The 20,752-nt window shown below is 63.2% G+C and carries 15 protein-coding genes; 8 read left to right on the forward strand and 7 right to left on the reverse strand.

All coding sequences use genetic code 11. The features are described from left to right. The first annotated feature begins 19 nt into the window (after positions 1-19). Positions 20-406: a DUF1987 domain-containing protein gene (locus tag GTP69_RS02085; protein WP_110847876.1), complete on the forward strand. Its 387-nt coding sequence runs from the start codon at positions 20-22 to the stop codon at positions 404-406. Next, entirely contained in the window at positions 406-1,176 is a 771-nt protein-coding gene (locus GTP69_RS02090; protein WP_110847875.1) for a GGDEF domain-containing protein, read from the forward strand. The genes GTP69_RS02085 and GTP69_RS02090 overlap by 1 nt, the downstream gene beginning before the upstream one ends. On the opposite strand, the gene yjjJ is transcribed toward GTP69_RS02090, so the two are convergent. Together yjjJ and GTP69_RS02100 are read right to left on the reverse strand one after the other, a co-directional pair. Then, the gene (gene yjjJ, locus GTP69_RS02095; protein ID WP_161053310.1) at positions 1,130-2,506 is read right to left on the reverse strand and encodes a type II toxin-antitoxin system HipA family toxin YjjJ; all 1,377 of its coding nucleotides are present in this window, start codon (positions 2,504-2,506) and stop codon (positions 1,130-1,132) included. The two genes, GTP69_RS02090 and yjjJ, sit on opposite strands and share 47 nt — an antisense overlap. Before the next feature lie 86 nt (positions 2,507-2,592). Further along, a complete protein-coding gene (locus GTP69_RS02100; RefSeq protein WP_161053311.1) occupies positions 2,593-3,543 on the reverse strand; it encodes a 2-hydroxyacid dehydrogenase in 951 nt (316 codons plus the stop codon). Between the two features lie 127 nt (positions 3,544-3,670). Here GTP69_RS02100 and GTP69_RS02105 point away from each other — a divergent pair, with 127 nt between their 5' ends. Continuing rightward, positions 3,671-8,704 carry a hybrid sensor histidine kinase/response regulator gene (locus GTP69_RS02105; protein ID WP_229260762.1) on the forward strand — a complete coding sequence of 1,678 codons (5,034 nt, stop codon included), beginning with the start codon at positions 3,671-3,673 and terminating at the stop codon, positions 8,702-8,704. Here GTP69_RS02105 and fusA read toward each other — a convergent pair. Further along, positions 8,701-10,812: an elongation factor G gene (fusA, locus tag GTP69_RS02110; RefSeq protein ID WP_161053312.1), complete on the reverse strand. Its 2,112-nt coding sequence runs from the start codon at positions 10,810-10,812 to the stop codon at positions 8,701-8,703. The genes GTP69_RS02105 and fusA overlap by 4 nt on opposite strands. Before the next feature lie 191 nt (positions 10,813-11,003). Between fusA and GTP69_RS02115 the strand changes: the two genes are divergently transcribed. Beyond that, the gene (locus tag GTP69_RS02115) at positions 11,004-12,083 is read left to right on the forward strand and encodes a phospholipase A (protein WP_161053313.1); all 1,080 of its coding nucleotides are present in this window, start codon (positions 11,004-11,006) and stop codon (positions 12,081-12,083) included. Here the strand turns inward: GTP69_RS02115 and GTP69_RS02120 are convergent. Continuing rightward, positions 12,080-12,277 carry a hypothetical protein gene (locus tag GTP69_RS02120; protein WP_161046000.1) on the reverse strand — a complete coding sequence of 66 codons (198 nt, stop codon included), beginning with the start codon at positions 12,275-12,277 and terminating at the stop codon, positions 12,080-12,082. The genes GTP69_RS02115 and GTP69_RS02120 overlap by 4 nt on opposite strands. Positions 12,278-12,413: 136 nt before the next feature. Between GTP69_RS02120 and GTP69_RS02125 the strand changes: the two genes are divergently transcribed. Then, positions 12,414-14,186 (forward strand): tetratricopeptide repeat protein, encoded by a 1,773-nt coding sequence (locus tag GTP69_RS02125; protein ID WP_161053314.1) that lies wholly within the window; start codon positions 12,414-12,416, stop codon positions 14,184-14,186. Here GTP69_RS02125 and GTP69_RS02130 read toward each other — a convergent pair whose 3' ends face one another. Continuing rightward, on the reverse strand, positions 14,187-15,107 hold the full coding sequence (locus GTP69_RS02130; protein ID WP_161053315.1) for a class I SAM-dependent methyltransferase: 921 nt from the start codon (positions 15,105-15,107) through the stop codon (positions 14,187-14,189). 167 nt (positions 15,108-15,274) lie between these two features. Here GTP69_RS02130 and GTP69_RS02135 point away from each other — a divergent pair, with 167 nt between their 5' ends. Further along, positions 15,275-16,078: an alpha/beta fold hydrolase gene (locus tag GTP69_RS02135; protein WP_161053316.1), complete on the forward strand. Its 804-nt coding sequence runs from the start codon at positions 15,275-15,277 to the stop codon at positions 16,076-16,078. Positions 16,079-16,170: 92 nt separating this feature from the next. Continuing rightward, positions 16,171-17,898, forward strand: a complete 1,728-nt coding sequence (locus GTP69_RS02140; RefSeq protein WP_161053317.1) for a DUF3300 domain-containing protein — start codon at positions 16,171-16,173, stop codon at positions 17,896-17,898. 50 nt (positions 17,899-17,948) lie between these two features. On the opposite strand, the gene GTP69_RS02145 is transcribed toward GTP69_RS02140, so the two are convergent. After that, positions 17,949-18,611, reverse strand: a complete 663-nt coding sequence (locus tag GTP69_RS02145) for an ankyrin repeat domain-containing protein (protein WP_161053318.1) — start codon at positions 18,609-18,611, stop codon at positions 17,949-17,951. Next, positions 18,608-19,387 (reverse strand): TatD family hydrolase, encoded by a 780-nt coding sequence (locus GTP69_RS02150; protein ID WP_161053319.1) that lies wholly within the window; start codon positions 19,385-19,387, stop codon positions 18,608-18,610. Before GTP69_RS02150 ends, GTP69_RS02145 begins: the two co-directional genes overlap by 4 nt. Positions 19,388-19,538: 151 nt before the next feature. Between GTP69_RS02150 and GTP69_RS02155 the strand changes: the two genes are divergently transcribed. Next, positions 19,539-20,744 carry a cation:proton antiporter gene (locus tag GTP69_RS02155; RefSeq protein WP_161053320.1) on the forward strand — a complete coding sequence of 402 codons (1,206 nt, stop codon included), beginning with the start codon at positions 19,539-19,541 and terminating at the stop codon, positions 20,742-20,744. Positions 20,745-20,752 lie beyond the last annotated feature (8 nt).

A 20,752-nucleotide genomic window follows, 5' to 3' on the forward strand; every position in this document is an offset into this window, starting at 1 on the left:
ACATACTGAGAAATATAAAATGGAACCACTCTTCATCGCCGCTTCGCCCACTTCGCCGGAAGTCGATTTCCGCTTCGACCAGCACACGCTGTCGATCAAGGGCGAATCCTATCCAGAAAACGCCGCCGCCTTCTACGGTCCTGTGATCGCGCGCGTAAAGGCTTACCTCGACCAGTGCAGCGATGCCGAGATCACCGTGCACGTATCGCTGGCCTACTTCAACAGCTCCAGCACCAAGATGCTGTTCAGTTTCTTCGAGGCGCTGAACGAAGCCGCCATGGCTGGCAATCAGGTGCGCCTGAACTGGTATCACGACGAAGATGACGACACCATTCTCGAATTCGGCCAGGAACTGCAGGACGATTTCGGCGCGCTGGACTTCCACGATCACGCAGTGAGCAACTGATGAAACCCACGGCCGACGCCGACCTGTTTGCGCTGGAAAGCGCCGCGCTGGCGAACGCCAAGGCGGCACACGCCGATTCCAGCGCCGACCCACGCGCGGCGCTGGCCGAAATGATCGTTCATTACGAGCGCCTGATGCGCGAGAGCCGCCGCCTGATCCGCCGCAGCGACCGCGCAGAACTGGACATGAACCAGATGAACCGCCAGCTGCACGAACTGGCGCAGCAGCTGGAATACCGCGCCACCCACGATCCGCTGAGCGGCGCGCTGAATCGCGCCGCCGTCATCGAGCAGGCATCGGATTGCCTGGAACACGGCGACATGGCGCTGATCGTGCTGGATATCGATCATTTCAAGTGGATCAACGACGACTTCGGCCACCCGGCCGGTGACACCGTCATCAAAACTGTGGTGGACTGCCTGAAGGCGCTGTTCGGCCCCGGCATCGCCATCGGCCGCGTCGGCGGCGAAGAATTCTCGGTGGTGTGGCCCACCTCCTCGCCCGAAGAAGCCAAGGAAGTGGGGATGCGCATCTGCGACGCCATCGCCGACCAGGTCTTCGGCGCGCCGATCAACCGCCAGGTCACGGCCAGCGTGGGCGTCAGCTGGAACAGCATGAACACCAGCTTCGAGCTGGCCTACAGCCGCGCTGACGAGGCGCTGTACGCCGCCAAGCGCGCCGGCCGCAATTGCGTCAAGCTGTATTCGCAGCTGCCGCTGCCGGTCACCCAGCCACCAACGTCCGAAGACGCTTCAACTCCTTGCCATTAGCCTTGCAGACGGCGCGGAAACCAGCGCTGATGCGTTCATCGGCGCCGGCCGCGCGCCAGAACACGATGGCCGCATCGGCTGCCGCCAGCCAGTCGTCGCGCTCCGCAGGCAGGGGCAGCGATGGCGCATAGTCACGCTGCGGCAACTCCACGCCGCGCGCCGGTGCATACAGCATCGGCAGCATGTCGTAGGCTGGCGCCAATGCCAGTGGCGGCTTGCCGCTCTCCCCCGGCACGAAAGCCAGGTTCCCCTCATGCATATCGCTGTTGGCGATCAGCCGGCCGAAGTGATACAGGCGGTTGATGGCCGCATGCGTGTCGGCGCTGATATAACGTTCGGCCAACAGGCGGGCGGCGGCACGGCTCCAGTTTTCGCCGGCCATGCCGAATAAGGCGGCGTCCAGCGCGGCCCAGGTGCAGACTGCCGAGCGGCCGAATTCACCATGGCGGTCGAAGCGCTCGACTTCCAGAAAAGTACGATGGGCGGCGCGATGGATGCGGCTGCGCGCGGCCGGCAATCTCAGTTCGGCCGCGATGGTATCCAGCGCCAGGTGTTCGCACACCAGCAGGTCGGACCAGCGCTGCACGCCCGGCGTCTGGTCATTGCCGGAGAATTTGACGATGACGTGGGCGCTGTCGCCGCCATGCTCGCGGAAGGCGGTAAATTTCGGGAATTCGCCGCCGGCCGAGGAGCCTGCGTCGCCAGCCTGCATCGCCGCTGCGGCCAGTTCGGGATAGGCGCGTTCGGCCAGCAGCGCCTGCCCTTGCTGCATGCTCTCCAGGTGGCGCCGGTATGCGGCCTCGCCGATGATGTAGTTGCCGGCGGTGTCGTGGCCCAGTTGCGCCAGCATGTAGAGGATGTCGTCCTCCGGCCATTTCTGCGGATCAGGACCGACTTGCAGCAAGCCGGCATAGTTGCGGGCGAAGTTGCGGCCTAAAAAACCCTGCGGCCGCATATCGTCCAGCGGATATGGCAGTCCGGGGAACCAGCCATCGCGCATTTCCGCCGCCAGCGGCCATTCAAGCGCTTGTTCGTAGCGCAACGCGCAGCCGGCCGGATAGATCGGATCAAGCATGGCGATCTGCTCACCGCGTCCTTTGCGGTCAATGCGGTAGACAGGAATCGATTCGGTGCTGCCGCGCAGCGGACGGCGGGCGGCGTAACTGGTACGGCGGGCGGCGCCGCGCACCACGATCTGGTCGCCCAGTTCACGCACCATGCGCATCATGGTGGCGCGGCTAAGCGTGGGACGGCTTTTCTGCAGGCGCAGCAGCAGATCGGCGCCGGACAGCACGCGCGCAAGTCGGAGAATTTGTAGTATATCGGCCATATGAAACGTTTTATGAAACGATTCTAATGAACCAAATATAGCATATTCAACGACTTACACGCATTTTTACCGTAACTGTGAAACGATTATTTGACTGGAGTGAGCAAAGGCCTGCCGTCAAAATGCGCGCGCAGGTTGTCGACCACCAGTTCGCCCATGGCGTGACGGGTTTCCACAGTCAGGCTGCCGATGTGCGGCGTCAGCACCACGTTGTCCAGTTCACGCAGCGCGGCAGGCACGTTTGGCTCATCGGCGAAGACGTCCAGCGCCGCCATGCCCAGCTTACCGTCGCCCAGCGCGGCGATCAACGCATCTTCATCCACCAGCGAGCCGCGCGCGATGTTGACCAGCGTGCCTTGCGGGCCAAGCGCCGCCAGCGCCGCCGCATTCACCGTGTGATGCGTTGCCGCGCTGCCCGGCGCAGCCACCACCAGATAGTCGCTGGCCTCGGCCAGTGCCAGCAGCGAATCGGCGCGCGGCACCGGCGTGCCTTCGATGGCGCGCGGCTGGAAGTATTGCAGCTCCATGCCAAACGCCTGCGCGCGGTCGCCGATGGCCTGGCCAATGCGGCCGAAACCATAAATGCCACATACTTTGCCTCGCAAGGCGCGCGTCGGCTTGATTGGTTTGCCGGCTTCCCACGAGCCATCGCGCACGAAAGTATCCAGCGCCGGCAGGCGGCGCGCGGCGGCCAGCAGCAGCGTCAGCGCCAGGTCGGCCACGTCGTCGGTCAGCACGCCCGGGGTGTTGGTGACGGCGACACCGCGCACACGCGTGGCTGCCAGGTCTACCGCATCGGTGCCGATGCCATTGACGGCGACGATTTCTATTTTTGGCAACTGCGCCAGCAGATCGGCCTTGATGCCGATCGCGCCGGTGGTCAATACGCCACGCACTTGCGGCGCCACGCCGGCCAGCCATTCGGCCTGCTGTTCGCGCGGCTGCTGCCACAGATGGTGGCAATGAAAATGCTGCTCCAACTGCGCCATCACATCGGCCGACGGACTGGCTGCCAGGACTAATACATCTGGTTTCATATCGATACCTACTCGGGTTAGCATGTGGCGATTGTACAAGCGCAGACGAATTCGCGTTGCCAGTCATAGACTTTCGGTCAGCATTTCCGTATGCTTGTTTCACCAACCAGAGGAGCGCGCCCTGATTTTGAACGATCACGCACCCATCTCTCCCGCTCCGGCAGCATACGCGCGCTGGCTGCGCGCGACCATGCTCGCACTGGCGGCCTGGCTGGCCGTGTGCGGCGCCGCCGGCGCCAGCCCGCAGCGTTGGGACGAGCTTTCCACGCCATTGTTCGAGCATCTCGGACTGGATCAGGGCTTGCCGCACGCGGTGGGCATGACCATGGCGCAGGACGGCGACGGCTATATCTGGATCGGCACCCAGAGCGGCCTGGCACGCTGGGACGGTTATCGCGTGCGCAGTTTCCACCACGACGCCACCCTGCCATCCAGCCTGCCCGGCGACTTTATCCAGGTGCTGCACGCTGACGTTACCGGCCGCCTATGGGTCGGCATGGCCGCCGCCGGTCTGGCCATGTACGACAAGCATACCGAAAGCTTCATCCGCCCCCTCGATGAATTGAGCCGCGGCGCGGTCAGCGCCATCACCAGCGACAGCAAGGGCAATCTGTGGATCGGCACCGCCGATGGCCTGAAATACTACGACACTGTCAATCGCACCATCCGCCGCTACAGCCATGAAGACATGCCCGGCCTGCCGGACAACCAGATCCGCGCCCTGCTGATGGACCGCGCCGGCACGCTGTGGATCGGCAGCGCCAGTGGCCTGTCGCGCATGAAGCCCGGCGGCGCCATCACCACCATCACGATCAGCGGCGAGAAACCCGGCGCCTGGAGCGACGCCGTGCTGGCGCTGGGCGAGAACCAGCGCGGCCAGATCGCCTTCGGCACGCTGAAGAGCGGCATCGGCGTGGTCGATCCGGGCGCCAGCGCCGGCCGCATTGTCGCGCTGCCCGGCGTCAAGGACGCCCAGGCCAATATGGTGCTGGCGGTGGTGGAGACGGTGCCCGGCATCTGGTGGGCCAGCACCTACGGCGGCGGCGTGATCGAATACCGCACGGATGCCGGCCGTGGCACCCGCATCCTGCACCAGCCGGCGGTGACCTTCAGCCTCAGTAACGACCGCGCCGCCGCCCTGCTGCGCGACCGCAGCGGCATGATCTGGGTGACCACTGAACGCGGTGTCGACATCTACGATCCGCACAGCGAGGCAATCGATGCGGTGTTCGGCGCCGAAGGCGCGCAGGAAGCCAGCATCTCGGCGCTGATGAGCGACAGCCACGGCGACGTCTGGATCGGCCTGGCCGATCAGGGCATCGACATTGTGCCGGCCAGCGGTGCGCGCCGCGCCGCGCTGAGGCCTGATTCGCACAAGCCGGAGACCGCGCTGCCCAACCGCATGGTGCTGGCGATGACCGAGGCGGAACCCGGCGAAGCCTGGGTCGGCACCCAGCTAGGACTGTACCGCACCAGCAAAAACGGCGCTGCCGTGCGGCGCGTGCCGCTGCCGCAGGCCAATCCCTATCCGCGCATCGGCACCATCCTGGTCCGCAAGGGCGAACTGTGGCTGGGGACTTTCGAAGGCCTGCTGCGCTACAACCCTGCCACCGGCGCGCTCCAGAATTACGTGCAGGGCGCGCAGGAAGCCGGCGGCCTGACCGACAACCGCATTCACGCGGTACTGGGCGATGCCGACGGCGCGCTGTGGGTGGCCACCCGCAATGGCCTGAACCGCCTCGACCCGGACAGCGGCAAGGTTGAGCAGATCAAGGCCAATGCCAGCAAGCCGGATGCGCTGTCGGAGGCTGTCATCAGCTCCCTGGTGATCGACCGGCGCGGACGGCTGTGGGTCGGCACCTACGGCGGCGGCATCTGCATCATGACCGGGCGCGATGCGCTGGGCGAACCGGTGTTCGAGCGGCTCGGCACCAACACCGGACTGACCACCGGCACCATCATGGGCCTGCAATCCGATCCTTCCGGCCGCATGTGGGCCGCCACCTCGGACAGCATCGCGGTGATCGATTCCGGCACTTTGAAGGCGCGCGCGCTGACCCGCGCCGACGGCCTGCCGTTCCGCACCTTCTTTATCGGCTCCAGCACCGTCACGGCGGAACGCGATTTGCTGTTCGGCGCCACCGCCGGCTTGGCGGTGGTCTATCCGGGCCGCCTGAACGACTGGTCGTATCGGCCACCGCTGGTGATCAGCGCCGTGCGGCTGGACCAGCGCTCGGTGCCGCCGTCCGAACTGGCAGCCAAGGACGGCCCGACACTAGTGCTGCAGCCGGATAACCAGAGCTTTGAAGTGGAGCTGGCGGCGCTGGACTATTCGGCGCCACAGCGCAACCGCTATTCCTACCTGCTGGAAGGCTTCGACCAGCGCTGGCTGGAAGTCGACGCCAGCCGGCGCATCGCCTCCTACAACCATCTGCCGCCCGGGTCCTACATCTTGCGCATGCGCGGCAGTAACCGCGAAGGCCTGTGGAATGCCGAAGAGCTGACGCTGCGCGTGATCGTGCTGCCGGCCTGGCACCAGACCTGGTGGGCGCGGCTGGGTTACTTCCTGATCATCTGCGCGCTGGCGTGGACGCTGGTGCGCTGGCGCGTGCGGCACCTGCAGCGCAAGCAGGAAACCTTGCAGGCGCTGGTCTACTCGCGCACCCAGCACCTGGAGAAGCTGAACGCCATCGTCAAATCCATCAATGAACAGATGGACTTCGACGCGCTGCTGCACACTATCCTGCACGAATCGACCATCATCAAGGGTATCGACTCGGCGCTGGCCCTGGTGCGCGAACAGGGCACCGACACCCTCAGCCTGCGCGCGGCCTGGGGCCGCATCGATGCCGCCGCCGACGCCTATCGCATCGACCTGCGCCAGGCGGAACTGCGCTACGCGCCGGCCGACTGCATGATCGCGCCTGATATCTTCGAGGTACACCATTCGAATTCGCTGCCGGGCGATGTCTGCGCGCTGCTGTCGGTGCGGGTGGTGATTGATGGCCAGGTCGAGGGCTATCTGATTTTTGAAAACTACCAGTACCAGGCCACGTTTGCCGAGAGCGACCTTGATCTGCTGAAGGCGCTGAAAGAACCGTTCACCTCCGCCTACCTGAAAGCACGCGCCATGCGCGTGATCGAAAAGGCCCGCGCCAACGCCGAAGCGGCCACCCGCGCCAAGAGCGAATTCCTGGCCAATATCAGTCACGAGATCCGCACGCCAATGAACGCCATCCTCGGCTTCGCGGGACTCGGCACCCACCTCGACCTGCCGGCGCAGCCGCTGGACTACTTCCGCAAGATCAGCCGCGCCGGCCAAAGCCTGCTGCAAATTATTAACGACGTGCTGGACTTCTCCAAGATCGAATCCGGCAAGCTGGAACTGGAAGCCCTACCGTTCGACCTGCCCGATACGCTAAACCAGATCGCCGACCTGTTTGCGTGGCGCGCCGCCGAACGCGGACTGGAACTGGTCATCGGCGCCGCACCGGACGTGCCATCCAACCTGCTGGGCGACCCGCTGCGGCTGGGACAAATCCTGGTCAACCTGGTCGGCAATGCGCTCAAGTTCACGGCGCGCGGGCACATCGAACTGCGGGTGGAAGTTGACGCCAGCAGCCCGACCGTGATGGCCGGCGCGCCGCTGGTGCTGCGCTTTACGGTGGAAGATTCGGGCCTCGGCATCAGCGACGAGCAGCAGGCGCGCCTGTTCCAGGCCTTCGCCCAGGCCGACGCCAGCACCACGCGGCTGTACGGCGGCACCGGCCTGGGTCTGGCCATTTCGCAGCAGCTGGTGCGCAAGATGGGCGGCGAATTCCGGGTCGACAGCGAACCTGGTGTCGGCAGCAGCTTCAGTTTCACCGTGCATTTGCAGGCGGCGTCGGACCTGTCGCCACGCGTGCAGCCGGTGCCGCCTGCCGCGCAGGGCAAGCGGGTGCTGGTGGTGGACGACAGCGAATCCAGCCGCCATATGCTGAAGATCCAGCTGGGCATGCTGGGACTGAAGGCGCGCGCGGTGGGCTCGGGCACGGCGGCGGTGGCGGCCATGCAGCTCGATCCCTACGATGTGCTGCTGATCGACGCCGACATGCCGGACCTGGACGGCATCGACACGCTGCACCGCATCGCCGAAGATGCCGAACTGGCGGCGGTGCCGGCGGTACTGATGGTGACGGCCTACTCACGCGAGCATGACAAGGACGTCATCGAGCACACCCGCAACATGCCCTTCCTCGACAAGCCGGCCAATCCGCAGCAGCTGCGCAACGCCGTGCTGTCGGCGCTGGGACTGGAGGCCAGCCAGCAGATGGCGGCCAGCAGCGCGCCGCCGTCGCTGGCGATCCAGCGCATCCGCAACGCCCGCGTGCTGGTGGTGGACGACAACTCGATCAACCAGCAGGTAGCCAGCGAGATCCTGCAACGGGCCGGCGTGAAGGTCGACCTGGCCGCCAGCGGCGAGGAATCGGCGCGCATGATCGACGCCGGCAATTACGATGCGGTGCTGATGGATATCCAGATGCCGGACATGGACGGCTACCAGTCGACGGCGCTGATCCGCAAGAACGAGCGGCATGCGGCGCTGCCGATCATCGCCATGACCGCGCATGCGGTGGCCGGTTACCGCGAGCGCTGCCTGGAACGCGGCATGAACGATTACGTCACCAAGCCGATCGACCCGGATACCTTGTATGCGGTGCTGGCGACGTGGGTGCAGCCGGATTTGAGTCGCGCCGCAGGGGCGGATGTGCCGGCAGTGGGCGCGGTGTCCGCCAGCGCCGGCATGCCGGTGACGCCGCGTGCCGGCATCGATATGCAGGCGGCCATGGAGCGCCTGGGCGGCCATGGCGCACTGCTGGTGCAGCTACTGGGCCTGTTTGCCCACGATTTTGAATCAACTTTGCAACAGATTCATGATGCCATCCACGCCGGCGAACTGGCGCGCGCCGCGGACCTGGTACACAAGATCCGCGGCGCGGCCGGCAACCTGTCGGCCAATGAACTGTTCGCCACCTCCGGTGCGCTGGAGGAGCGCCTGCGGGCGGAACCGCAGGCGCTGGCCGATTTGCTACGCGACTTCGTCGGCGAGTTCGACGTCGTCATGGCCAGCGCGCGCAGCGCAGTGGCCGCACCCGAGACCGAAGTCCCGGAGGTGCTTTAAGCGCGCGCCTTGGACACGGCGATCTGGTCCAGGATGTGTTTCGGCACTTCAGCGTAGTGCTTGAACTCCATCGTGTAGGTCGCCCGGCCCTGGGTCAGCGAACGCAGCGTGGTCGAGTAGCCGAACATCTCGGCCAGCGGCACCGAGGCGCGGATGATCTTGCCGCCGCCGCCCGGAATCTCATCCATGCCCTGCACCATGCCGCGCCGCGCCGTCAGATCGCCCATGGCGTTGCCCATGAACTCTTCCGGCGTCTCCACCTCGACCTGCATCACCGGCTCCAGCAGCACCGGACCGGCGCGCCGCATGCCTTCCTTGAACGCCATCGAACCGGCCATGCGGAACGCATTCTCGTTCGAGTCGACATCGTGGTACGAACCGAAGGTCAGCGTGGCCCGCACATCGACCACCGGATAACCGGCCAGCACGCCGGAACGCAGCGTCTCCTGAATACCCTTGTCGACCGCCGGAATGAACTCGCGCGGCACCACGCCACCTTTGATGGCGTCGACAAACTCGTAGCCCTTGCCGCCAGCAGGCAACGGCTCCAACGTCAGCACCACGTGACCATACTGGCCACGGCCGCCCGACTGCTTGACGAACTTGCCTTCGACATCGGTGGCGATCTTGGTGATGGTCTCGCGGTACGCCACTTGCGGCTTGCCCACGGTCGCTTCGACGCCGAATTCGCGCTTCATGCGGTCCACCAGAATCTCCAGGTGCAGCTCGCCCATGCCGGACATGATGGTCTGGCCCGATTCCTCGTCGGTATGCACGCGGAACGACGGGTCTTCCTGCGCCAGGCGATTCAGGGCGATGCCCATTTTCTCCTGGTCGACCTTGGTCTTCGGTTCCACCGCCTGCGAAATCACCGGCTCGGGGAAGATCATTTTTTCCAGCACGATCACGTGATCCGGCGAACTCAGCGTATCGCCGGTGGTCACGCCTTTCAGGCCGACCGCAGCGGCGATGTCGCCCGCGTAGACTTCCTTGATCTCCTTGCGCTCGTTGGCGTGCATCTGCAGGATGCGGCCCAGGCGTTCCTTCTGCGACTTGGTCGGGTTGTAGACCGTGTCACCGGAATTCACCACGCCCGAATACACGCGGAAGAAGGTCAGCTGGCCGACAAACGGGTCGGTCATGATCTTGAACGCCAGCGCCGCGAACGGATCTTCGTCGGTCGGATGACGCTCGATCGGATTGTCTTCTTCATCGGTACCGGCGATCGCCGGCACATCCACCGGCGACGGCAGATATTCGATCACAGCATCCAGCATCGCCTGCACGCCCCGGTTCTTGAAGGCGCTACCGGCCAGCATCGGCACGATTTCGTTGCGGATGGTGCGCAGGCGCAGGCCGGTCTTGATTTCTTCTTCGGTCAGCACGCCGCCGTCCAGGTATTTCTCCAGCAGTTCAGGCGTGCCTTCGGCAGCGGCTTCGACCATCTTGTCGCGCCACTCCTGCGCCACCGCCTGCAACTCGGCCGGGATGTCTTCATAGGTGAACTTGACGCCCAGCGTCTCGTCGTCCCAGTTAATTGCACGCATCTTGACCAGGTCGATTACGCCATGGAAGTTATCCTCAGCGCCCAGCGGTACCTGGATCGGCACAGCCACGCCTTTCAGGCGGTTGGCGACCTGTTCACGGACGCGGAAGAAGTCGGCGCCAACGCGGTCCATCTTGTTGACGAAGGCAATCCGTGGCACCTTGTATTTATTTGCCTGGCGCCACACGGTTTCCGACTGCGGCTGCACGCCACCGACAGCGTCATACACCATCACCGCGCCGTCCAGCACGCGCATGGAACGTTCAACCTCGATGGTGAAGTCAACGTGGCCCGGTGTGTCGATGATGTTGATGCGGTGCTCGGGGAAATTGCCGGCCATGCCTTTCCAGAAGGCGGTGGTGGCGGCCGAGGTGATGGTGATCCCGCGTTCCTGTTCCTGCTCCATCCAGTCCATCGTGGCGGCACCGTTATGTACCTCACCAATTTTATGGTTGACTCCGGTATAAAACAGGATGCGCTCCGTCGTCGTCGTTTTGCCAGCGTCGATGTGCGCGCTGATGCCGATGTTGCGGTAACGCTCGATGGGGGTCTTGCGGGTCATTACAATCTCCTTAAGGGGACAGCTTCGGAAGTCTCAAGTGCGGCGCTTGTTGCCAAATTCAAGAGCCCGTTACTGTGCGACATGATCAATAGCAATTAATGTAATCTCTGACATTATTTAACAGCTTAACTCTCACCTGGACTCACTGCATGCGCGCTCCGACCAAAACGACTCTTTTCCTAACCTTAGGCATGGCCCCGGCTCTGGCTTTCGCCCAGGCCTCCGACGTTGAGCTGCGCCTCGAACGCTGCTCGGTGCTGGGTGACGCCAGCGCGCGCCTGGCCTGTTACGACGGCCTGGCCAAGAACGCGCCGGTGGTGCAGAAAGCCGGCGAGAACGCCATCGTCGCGCCGGCCGCCGACGCCAACAATGGCACCGTCGCCTCGGCCGATGCGCCGGCCCGCACGCAGCCGGCCGCGCCGCCGCCGGAGCCGAACGTGTCGCCCAAGGTGGCCGCGCTGACCACCATTGCGCCGGAAGACACGGTGTCGCGCATGGTGCAGGAATGGGAACTGGACCGTTCGGCCAAACGCGGCGTGTTCAATTTCCGCCCTCATCGTCCCAGCTATTTGTTACTCGCCAATTACAGCACCAGCTCCAACGATACGCCTTTTGAGGAGTTTACGCCGGGCGGCATCAAATCCAAGCACGTGGAGCTGACTTACCAGATCAGTTTCAAGATGAAGATGATCGAGCAGCTGCTGAGCACGCCAGTCGACCTGTGGTTCGGCTACACCCAGAACAGCTTCTGGCAAGCCTACAACCGCGCCGCTTCCAGCCCGTTCCGCGAAACCAACTACCAGCCTGAACTGATGCTGACCACGCCGCTGGCGCTGGACCTGGGCATTCTGGATGTCCGTTACCTGACGCTGGCGCTGAACCACCAGTCGAACGGCCAGACCTCGACGCTGTCGCGCAGCTGGAACCGGATTTATGCGGAGGTGGGTGCGGAGAAAGGCAAGTTCGGCGTCTCGTTCCGCCTGTGGAAGCGGCTGGATAACGCCCGTTCGGACAACGACAACATCGACATCACCGATTACATGGGCCATGGCGACGTGCGCGCCACCTACCGCTTCGACGGCCACGAGCTGTCGCTGCTGGCGCGGCGCAATATCTCGACCGGCCACGGCGCGCTGCAAGCCGGCTGGGCCTTCCCAGTGGTGGCCAACCTGAACGGTTACGTGCAGGTGTTCAGCGGCTACGGCCAGAGCCTGATCGACTACAACTATTCGCAGAAGTCGGTCGGCGCCGGCTTCCTGGTCAAGTTTTAACGGGGATTGCCACCCAGGATGCGCGCCGGCAGCATGACGACGGCGCGCAGCAGCTCAAACACGCCCTCGACGCCGATGCCCACCAGCCGGAACGGCAAGGTGATCAACCACAGCACCGGATATAACACCAGCGCCAGCAACGCCAGCGGCCAGCAAAAGAACAGCAACGCCAGCCACAGTAAAAAACTCAGCATGAGAAGCTCCCGATACGGTTAGTTTATTGTCTATAATGTCACTCTAATAGAGCAGTGCCGCACACGCAATCATCGTGCGACCAACTGCATAAAACGCCGATCAATCGTCGGTTTCAGGGGACAAACGGAGTAGCTCATGCATACATCGTGGTATCTGGCGGCGCTGCTTACCAGCGCCAGCCTGTTGGACGTGCACGCCCAGCAACCGGCCCCGGCCCCGGCCGCACCGAGCGTCACGGTCGCCGGCCAGCGTCATGCGTCGGACTGGTTCCGGGTCGAAAGCCAGCATGTCATCGTGTATTCCGACACCAGCAACGACGAAGTCGCCCTGCTGCTCAACCAGCTGGAAAAGCTGCACCAGATGCTGCGGGTCTACACCAAGCCCTTCCTGAAAGCCACCGGCAACGAGCCCAAGCTGACTTTCTATTACCACGACAGCGCCAACGACCTCGACGGCCTGGCCAACGACCAGCCAGCCGAGGCCATCGGCCTGTACAGCAGTTGCACTGCGGGCGTGCAAGGTTTCGGCGTTCAACTGAGCAAGCTGGAGCGGCCGGAGCAGTTACACCTGCCCAAGGTCGACCAGAGCGAGAGCCTGTCCTATCTGTTCGAGGCCTACACCCGCCACTTTATCTACCGCTACACCGATGTGCGCGCGCCGACCTCGTTCATCGACGGCCTCGCGCAGTATTTCGCCAGCGCGCGCTTCTCGGACACGCAAATGCTGGTCGGCCGCGCGCCGCTCAATGTCAACCGCTACCTGTCCTTCCTCGACGACGGCAATACCTACTTCCTCGACTACAAGGACATCCTTGAGCAGAACGACACACGCGCCATCGGCAATATCTCGAAAGCCGGCATCAAGCTGGAGTTCGCCGCCCGCTCGTGGCTGCTGACGCATTACATGCTGTCGTCCGACGACAACCGCAACAAGCTGGTCAACTATCTGGCGGCCGTGTACCGCGACACGCCGATTCCGCAGGCGTTCGAGCAAGCCTATGGCATCAAGACCGGGGATCTCGGCAAGGAGATGTGGCGCTACCGGAATACCTCGATCAAGGTGTTGCAGGTGGATGTGCCGGACCTGCCGGCCGCCGTCATGGATTTCAAAACTCTGCCGCAATCGTCGGGCGAATTCGTGCTAGCCGAGTCGGCGCTCAAGTCCTGCCCTACCCGCCAGGCGGGCGAAGCGCTGCTGCGCCAGACCGCGCGCGCGGCCGCCAATTATCCATCCAACGATTATGCCCAGCTGGTGCTGAGCCGAGCGCAGATCGACTGGGGTAATCCGCAGGACGCGCTGCCTTATCTGAGCGCGGCAGCCAAAAAGCCGGGCGTCAGCGCCGAAGTGTTATATCTGCTCGGCCAGGCCCAACTGCGTTTGTCGCAACTCGACGCCGCCCGCAACAGTCTGGGGCAGTCGCTGAATCTGGACCCGAAATCGGCTGAAGCCGCCTACGCGCTTTATCAGGCCGGCCTGCAATCGGGCCAGCCGCCGGACGACGACACGTTGGCCGCCGCCATCGTCGCCTTCAACAACGGCCATGAAGTCAACACGCTGGCCCGTTCGGCCGCACTGGCTTATGCCTATGCGGGCGACAAGGCGCGCGCCCGCAACGCCCTCAAGCTGATGGCGCATAACATCCGGGAGCCGGAACTGTCGGCGTGGGCGAAGGTCTGGCTGGGCAAGCTGGCAGCCGGCGTCGGCAAGGACGAGCTGCTGGCCGAGATGCGCGTGCAGCCAGCGGCCGGCACGGCGTTCAGGGAGTGGACCATCGCCACGGCGACGGTGATGCAGGATATCGAGCGTAACGCGGGCTTGCAGAAGGCCCGCATCCATATCAACCAGCAAGGCGTCAATCCGGCCAATCCGGACAACGCCTTGCAGCCAACGTTTGGCGGCAGGCGCTGATCAGGCGTAGGCGGCGACACGCTGCGGTTGCAGCGCGGCTTCGTACAGCACTTCCGCTTGCAGTGACGCTTGCAGCGAAGGAATGGCGCCGCCGGCACGGTACTGGAAGCTGACTTGCAGCACGTCGCCTTCACGCGCCTTGATCGGCGTCGCCAGCGGCAGCGTCATGTAGCCCATCAGCCAGTCGATGGTGCTGGAACGCTCCTGCACCACCTGCAGGATGTTCTTGGTGACAAAGCGCATGGCGTTGATCTCGCCATTACGCTCAACCACAAACTTGCCCTGCCACGAATAGACCAGTTCGTTCGGCTGGTTGAAATCGATGATGCTGTAGACGGCCGGCGGCGCCATTTCCACCGTGCCCGGATAAATCACCGTGGTTTCCTGGAATTGCACGATCGGCGCGTAGAAGCCTTCGAAGTCGTACTCCTGCTGCAGAGGCTGCACCGCCATGATAACCGCTTCCGGCAGGAAGATCGGCAGCGGGCCGCCAAAACGCTCCAGATAGCGGCGCTTGAACGATTCGATCACCTCGACCTGCTTTTCGCGCAGCATGCCGACATGCAGCATTTCGCAGATGACCACATCGACCGGCTCCGGCGGCAGGTATTCGAAGGCGTCGGCGTGGATCACCTCAACCTTGTCGCCGTTCGGATTCAGCGCCAGGAACTTGCGCGCTTCCTTCACCATGTCAGGATTGAACTCGACGCAATACACCTTGGACGCCTGCGACGCCGCGAACCACGACAGCACACCGGTGCCGCCACCCAGCTCCAGCACCTTGGCGCCGGGTTTGACCGCATACGCGATCGCCGACTTGAAGGGATGCATGCGGTTCTGGTCCATCAGCATATTGTGATGGTAGTGGAGAGGAATGAACTGCCCCAGATAGCAGCTTTCGATTTCGCGTTCGTTGAGCATGGTGGTCCTTGGTAGATGCGCTGAGGACATTATCGTTAAGATTGTTGATGTCCTATGCCGGGAACTGCAAGGCAAATACCCGCCAATTCAATCGGCTTGCGACGCTCAGCGGTTAACCAATAAGCATTATTGCGCTTATACTAGCGGCGATTCGCTTCGGAGATACCATGTCTATCCAGTTTCGCAATAATGTCCACTGTCACGGCGACGGCCCGATTACCCTGATGTTCGTCCATGGCTATGGCTGCGACCAGCAGATGTGGCGCTTCATCTATCCATCCTTCGTGGGGCGTTACCGGGTAGTGCTGATGGACCTGACCGGCAGCGGAGGTTCGGACCTGAGCGCCTACGACCGCAACAAGTACAGCACGCTGTATGGCCATGCGGAAGACATCCTGGACGTGATCGACCTGTACGCCAAGGCGCCGGTGGTGTTTATCGGCCATTCGGTCAGCGCCATGATCGGCATGCTGGCGTCCATTATGTCGCCGGAAAAATTTACCGCGCAGATCATGGTGGGACCGTCGCCCTGCTTCATCAATGACGGTGACTATGTGGGCGGTTTCAATGCGGAAGACATCGACGGCCTGCTGAAACTGATGGAAATCGATTACGACAGCTGGATCAAGCGCATGGCGCCGGTAATCATGGGGGCGCCGCGCCAGCCTATCCTGCAAGAAGAGCTGCTGACCCGTTTTGCCAAGAACGATCCGGAGATCACCCGCCACTTCGCCCGCGTGACCTTTACCGCCGACCATCGCGCGGAAGTGGCAAAGTCAACCGTGCCGGCGCTGATCCTGCAATGCAGCGACGACATGATCGCGCCGCGCGAGGTGGGCGATTATCTGCACCAGCACCTGGCCAACAGCCAGTTGGCGGTGATCGACAATATCGGCCATTGCCCGCATATGAGTTCGCCATCGGCCAGTTCGGACATCATCGAGGATTACCTGCTGCATCTTGGAGTTTAGTGCGATGAGGCACGCACGTTACAACAGGTAACAGCTTCGCCAGCGGACGCCTGATAACCTAGCCTCAACTATTAGTGAGGAAGGAAGTCATCATGGCCGCTCAAGCAAAATATGTGATGTCGTCAACGCTGTTGCTGAGCTTGTTGACGCTGGCTGGTTGCAACAAGCCGGTTGAGCCGCAGCAGCCCAAAGTCGGCGCTGCCGTCGCCCCGGCGCAAGCGGCGCCACCGTACACGCCGCCTACTGCGGAGCAGCTGTCTCAGATGGTCGCGCCGATTGCCTTGTTCCCGGATAAGCTGGTAGGCGAGGTACTGGCGGGCGCCACCTATCCTGCGCAAGTGACCGCCGCCGACCAGTGGCTGGCCCAGAATCCCTCCCTGAAGGGCGACGCGCTGCAATCGGCCGAGGCCGCCCAGCCGTGGGACGTCAGCGTCAAATCGCTGACCGCCTTCCCTAGCGTGCTGGATCAGATGGCCGGCAATATCCAGTGGACCACCTCGCTCGGCCAGGCTTACGCCAACGATCCGAACGACGTGATGAATGCCATTCAGGTGATGCGTCTGCGCGCGCAGCAGGCCGGCAATCTGAAGAGTTCGCCGCATTTGCGGGTATCGACCACGGTGCGGGCCGCGCCGCCGCCGAACTACATCGATCAGCCGTCGCCGGACCAGGTGGTATACGCCGGGCCGGAGGTGATTCCGCCGCCACCGCAAACCATCATCATTGAGCCGGCCGAGCCGGATGTAGTCTATGTGCCGCGCTACAACCCGACCATCGTCTATGGTGCGCCGGTGGACGTGTATCCCGGCTGGACCTATCGTGAGCCGGTGTACGCCAGCAATGATCTGGTGACTACCGGTGCGATTACCTTCGGGATTGGCATTCTGGTCGGCGCGGCGGTCAGCCATCATTATCATGACTGGGGCTGGAATGCCTGGGGCGTCAACTGGGGCGGGCCGGGATATGGAGGCGGTGGCTGGCATCGTCCTGCGGTGGTGTACAACAATAATACCTACGTGACCAAATCGGTTACCGTGATCAACAATTACCACGGCGCGCCGCGTGGCCCGGCCCTGGCCGGCAACCCGCAGCCAATGCGGCCGATGCCGCCAACCCAGCAGATGCAGCACATGCAGCCGATGCGGCCCACCGGGCCGATGACCATGCCGCACTTTACCGCGCATGACGCAGTGCCGGGTTCGCGTCCGCCGATGATGGCGGGGTCACATGGTCCGCTGCCGCAAGGCACAGCGCCGCATGATTTCCGCCAGCAGCCGGGCCAGCAGCCGCATATGGCGCAGCAGATGCAGGAACATGGCGCGCCGGCGATGCACATGCAGGCGGGACAACAGCATCTGCCGATGGCGCAACAGCAGCCGGGCCAGCACCAGCCGGCGCAACAACAGCGCCAGCCTGGACAGCAGCAGCAGCCCCCAACGCAAGAGCATCAAGCGTTGGCCCAGCAGCGCGAGCCACAGATGGCGCAGCACCAGCAGCCGGCTCAGCAACATCAGGCGCCGGTTCAGCATGAGGACGCTGGTGTGCGTGCGGACAATCGCATGCGGGCGGACGCTGGCATGCCACGCGCGCCGGAGCCACGCCGCGAGTTCAACGCGCCTGAACGCGCGCAGGCGCAGGCTCAAGCGCAGGCAAGGCATCAGGAAATGGCGGCGCGTGCTCGTCCGGAAATGGCAGCGATGGCTCAGCGTCCTGCGGCGCAGCCTCGCGCCCAGCAGCCCCACGCCGAACCGCGGCGCGAGGAGCATCACGAGCAAGCCGCCCATCACGAGCAGCATGACAAGCGCGAGCATCACGGCTAGCGAACACGACCAGCAGCTAGCGCGGGCTGCTGGCTGCTGGCGTGGTGAGGCTAGCGCGGCTTCTTGTTAGCCAGGAAGGTGTTGATGGTCTTGGCGATCCAAGGCTTATCGGCCTTGTCGGCAAATCCGGCGGCGGTCAGGTGGAAGCCGCCATCCTTCAGCGTCGCGTCGGCGCCTTGATTTAGCAGCAGCTCAACGACCTCTTCCTGCCCCTCGCGGGCGGCAATCATCAGCGGCGTCATGCCTGACGGCGTTTCGGCGTCAATGTAGGCGTACTTGTCGAGCAGGATGGTAGTGATCTCCACGCTGCCGGACGCTGCCGCGTAATGCAGCGCCGTCCAGCCCTTCTGGTTCACCTGCGCGCCGCGCTGAAGCAGCTCCAGCAGCGCCGTCTTATTCTTGCGGAAGGCAGCCATCATCAGCGCCGTGTTGCCGTTAGGCGCCTTGGCTTCTAGGTCGATGCCTTTCTGGGCCATCAGCACCCGCGCCACCTCCAGCGATTCATAACGCATAGCCACAATCAGGCCAGTCTCGCCATTGGAATCGCGCGCGTTCGGATTGACGCCACGCGCCAGCATCTTCTTCACCCGCTCCGCGCCATCCAGCTGCGCCGCGCGGAAGAACTCGACCTCATCGTCGCTCTGCTCGACGGCAAACACTGGACTGACCGCCAACGCGGCCACAGCCAGCAACGCGAACCTGCGGCGCATCATGCCGGCACGTTAAACAGCGTGCGGAAATTGGCCGTCGTCTGCTCGGCCACCTGCTCCACCGACACGCCCTTCAGCTTGGCGATGTACTCGCCCACATGCGCCACAAAGCCCGGCTCATTCATGCGGCCACGGAACGGCACCGGCGCCAGATACGGCGAATCGGTCTCGATCAGAATGCGCTCCAGCGGCAACTCCAGCGCCACCGCCTGCAAATCCTTGGCGCTCTTGAACGTCACGATGCCCGAGAACGAAATATAAAAGCCCATCTCGATGGCCGCGCGCGCCACTTCCAGCGACTCGGTAAAGCAGTGCATCACACCCGCCACGCCGCCCGCCTCCGTGCCGGCGCCCTCTTCGCGCATGATGCGGATGGTGTCCTCGCTAGCGCTGCGGGTGTGAATGATCAGCGGCTTGCGGGTAATCCGCGACGCCTTGATATGCGTGCGGAAGCGCTCGCGCTGCCATTCCAGATCACCCTCCAGACGGAAGTAATCCAGCCCGGTCTCGCCGATGGCGATAATTTTCGGATCGTCCGCCAGTTGCACCAGCTGTTCGACGGACGGTTCCGGCGTGTCTTCATAGTCCGGATGCACGCCGACCGAGGCGTAGATATGCGGATGCTGATGGGCCAGCGCCAGCACCTGCGGGAAATCCGGCAGGTCGACCGACACGCACAGCGCGTGGGTCACCTGGTTCTCCGCCATCTTGGCAAGAATCTCAGGCATGCGAGCGGCCAGCTCAGGGAAGTTGATGTGGCAATGGGAGTCGATATACATGCTGCGATTGTAACCGATAGCGTCCGCCACTCCTTTTGTGGAATCGATACCACTGCGTCTCAAGAAAACGCTTTCATTTTTAATATTGGCAAGTTAGTATCGCTCAGCGGTATGTAATTACGTTACACAAAATAAAAAATACGGAGACTTTATGAACACTAGCGAAATCTTCCTGCTGGCGATGCTGCTCATCTTCGCCGTGCCTTATCTGTTCTGGCGACTGCTCAAAACCGACTATTTTGCGCCGTTGGTGGTGGTCCAGATCATCATGGGCGTGATCCTTGGTCCTGGCGTGATGGGCAACCTGTTCCCCGATTACCATAAATTCGTCTTCAATCCGGACGTCGTCAAAACCCTCAACGGCGTCTCGATGTGGGGCGTAATCCTGTTTGTGATGCTGGCCGGCGTCGAGCTGGACCTGAAGAAAACCTGGCAATATCGCCGCGAAAGCATGACCACCGCCGGCCTGTCGCTGGGCATGCCGCTGCTGTTCGGCTGCGGCGCCGCCCTGCTGCTGCTGAACTACCAAGGCTGGATCGGCGCCAAAGCCGCCCCCTGGCAATTCCTGATCGGCACCGGCATGGCCTGCGCCGTGACCGCGCTGCCGGTCTTGGTCATGCTGCTGGAAAAACTGGAAATCCTGCGCCAGCCGATGGGCCAGCGCCTGCTGCGCTACGCCAGCCTGGACGACGTCGCCATCTGGGGCGTGCTGGCGCTGCTGATGCTGGATTGGGAACGCGTCGGCCGTCAAGCCGGCTTCCTGGCCGCGTTTGCCATCCTGACATTCGCTTACCGTCGCCTGATGGTTCGCCTGAACAAAAACGACCGCTGGGCCGTGGCCCTGATCTGGCTGATCGCCTGCTCGTTCGGCGCCGACTGGGCCGGCCTGCACTTCATGGTTGGCGCCTTCCTGGCCGGCGTGGTGATGGATGCGGACTGGTTCGGCCAGGAAGCGCTGGACGCCATGTTCAAGAACGTGTTGCTGATCCTGATGCCGGTATTCTTCCTCAGCACCGGGCTGCGCACCAAATGGGACATGGGCGGCTACTCGGTGTTCTTCGTCGCTGGCCTGCTGTTGCTGGCCTCGGTGGGGGGCAAGCTGGCGGCGGCGCACATGGCCGGCAAAATCCTTAAATGGAAAGAAGGCGAAGCCTCAATCATCGGCTGGCTGCTGCAATCGAAGGGCTTGATCGAAATCGTGTTCGCCAATATCCTGTTGGACAAACAGATCATCACCAGCGAGACGTTCACCGCGCTGCTGTTGATGGCGGTCGGCAGCACCATGCTGACCATCCCGCTGGTCCACCCCAAGCTGCACCGCGCACAGAATCGCGGGCTGGTGGGCCAGGCAAGTTAGGAGACAAG

The sequence above is a fragment of the Duganella levis genome (genome assembly GCF_009857605.1).
GTDB lineage: Bacteria > Pseudomonadota > Gammaproteobacteria > Burkholderiales > Burkholderiaceae_D > Rugamonas > Rugamonas levis.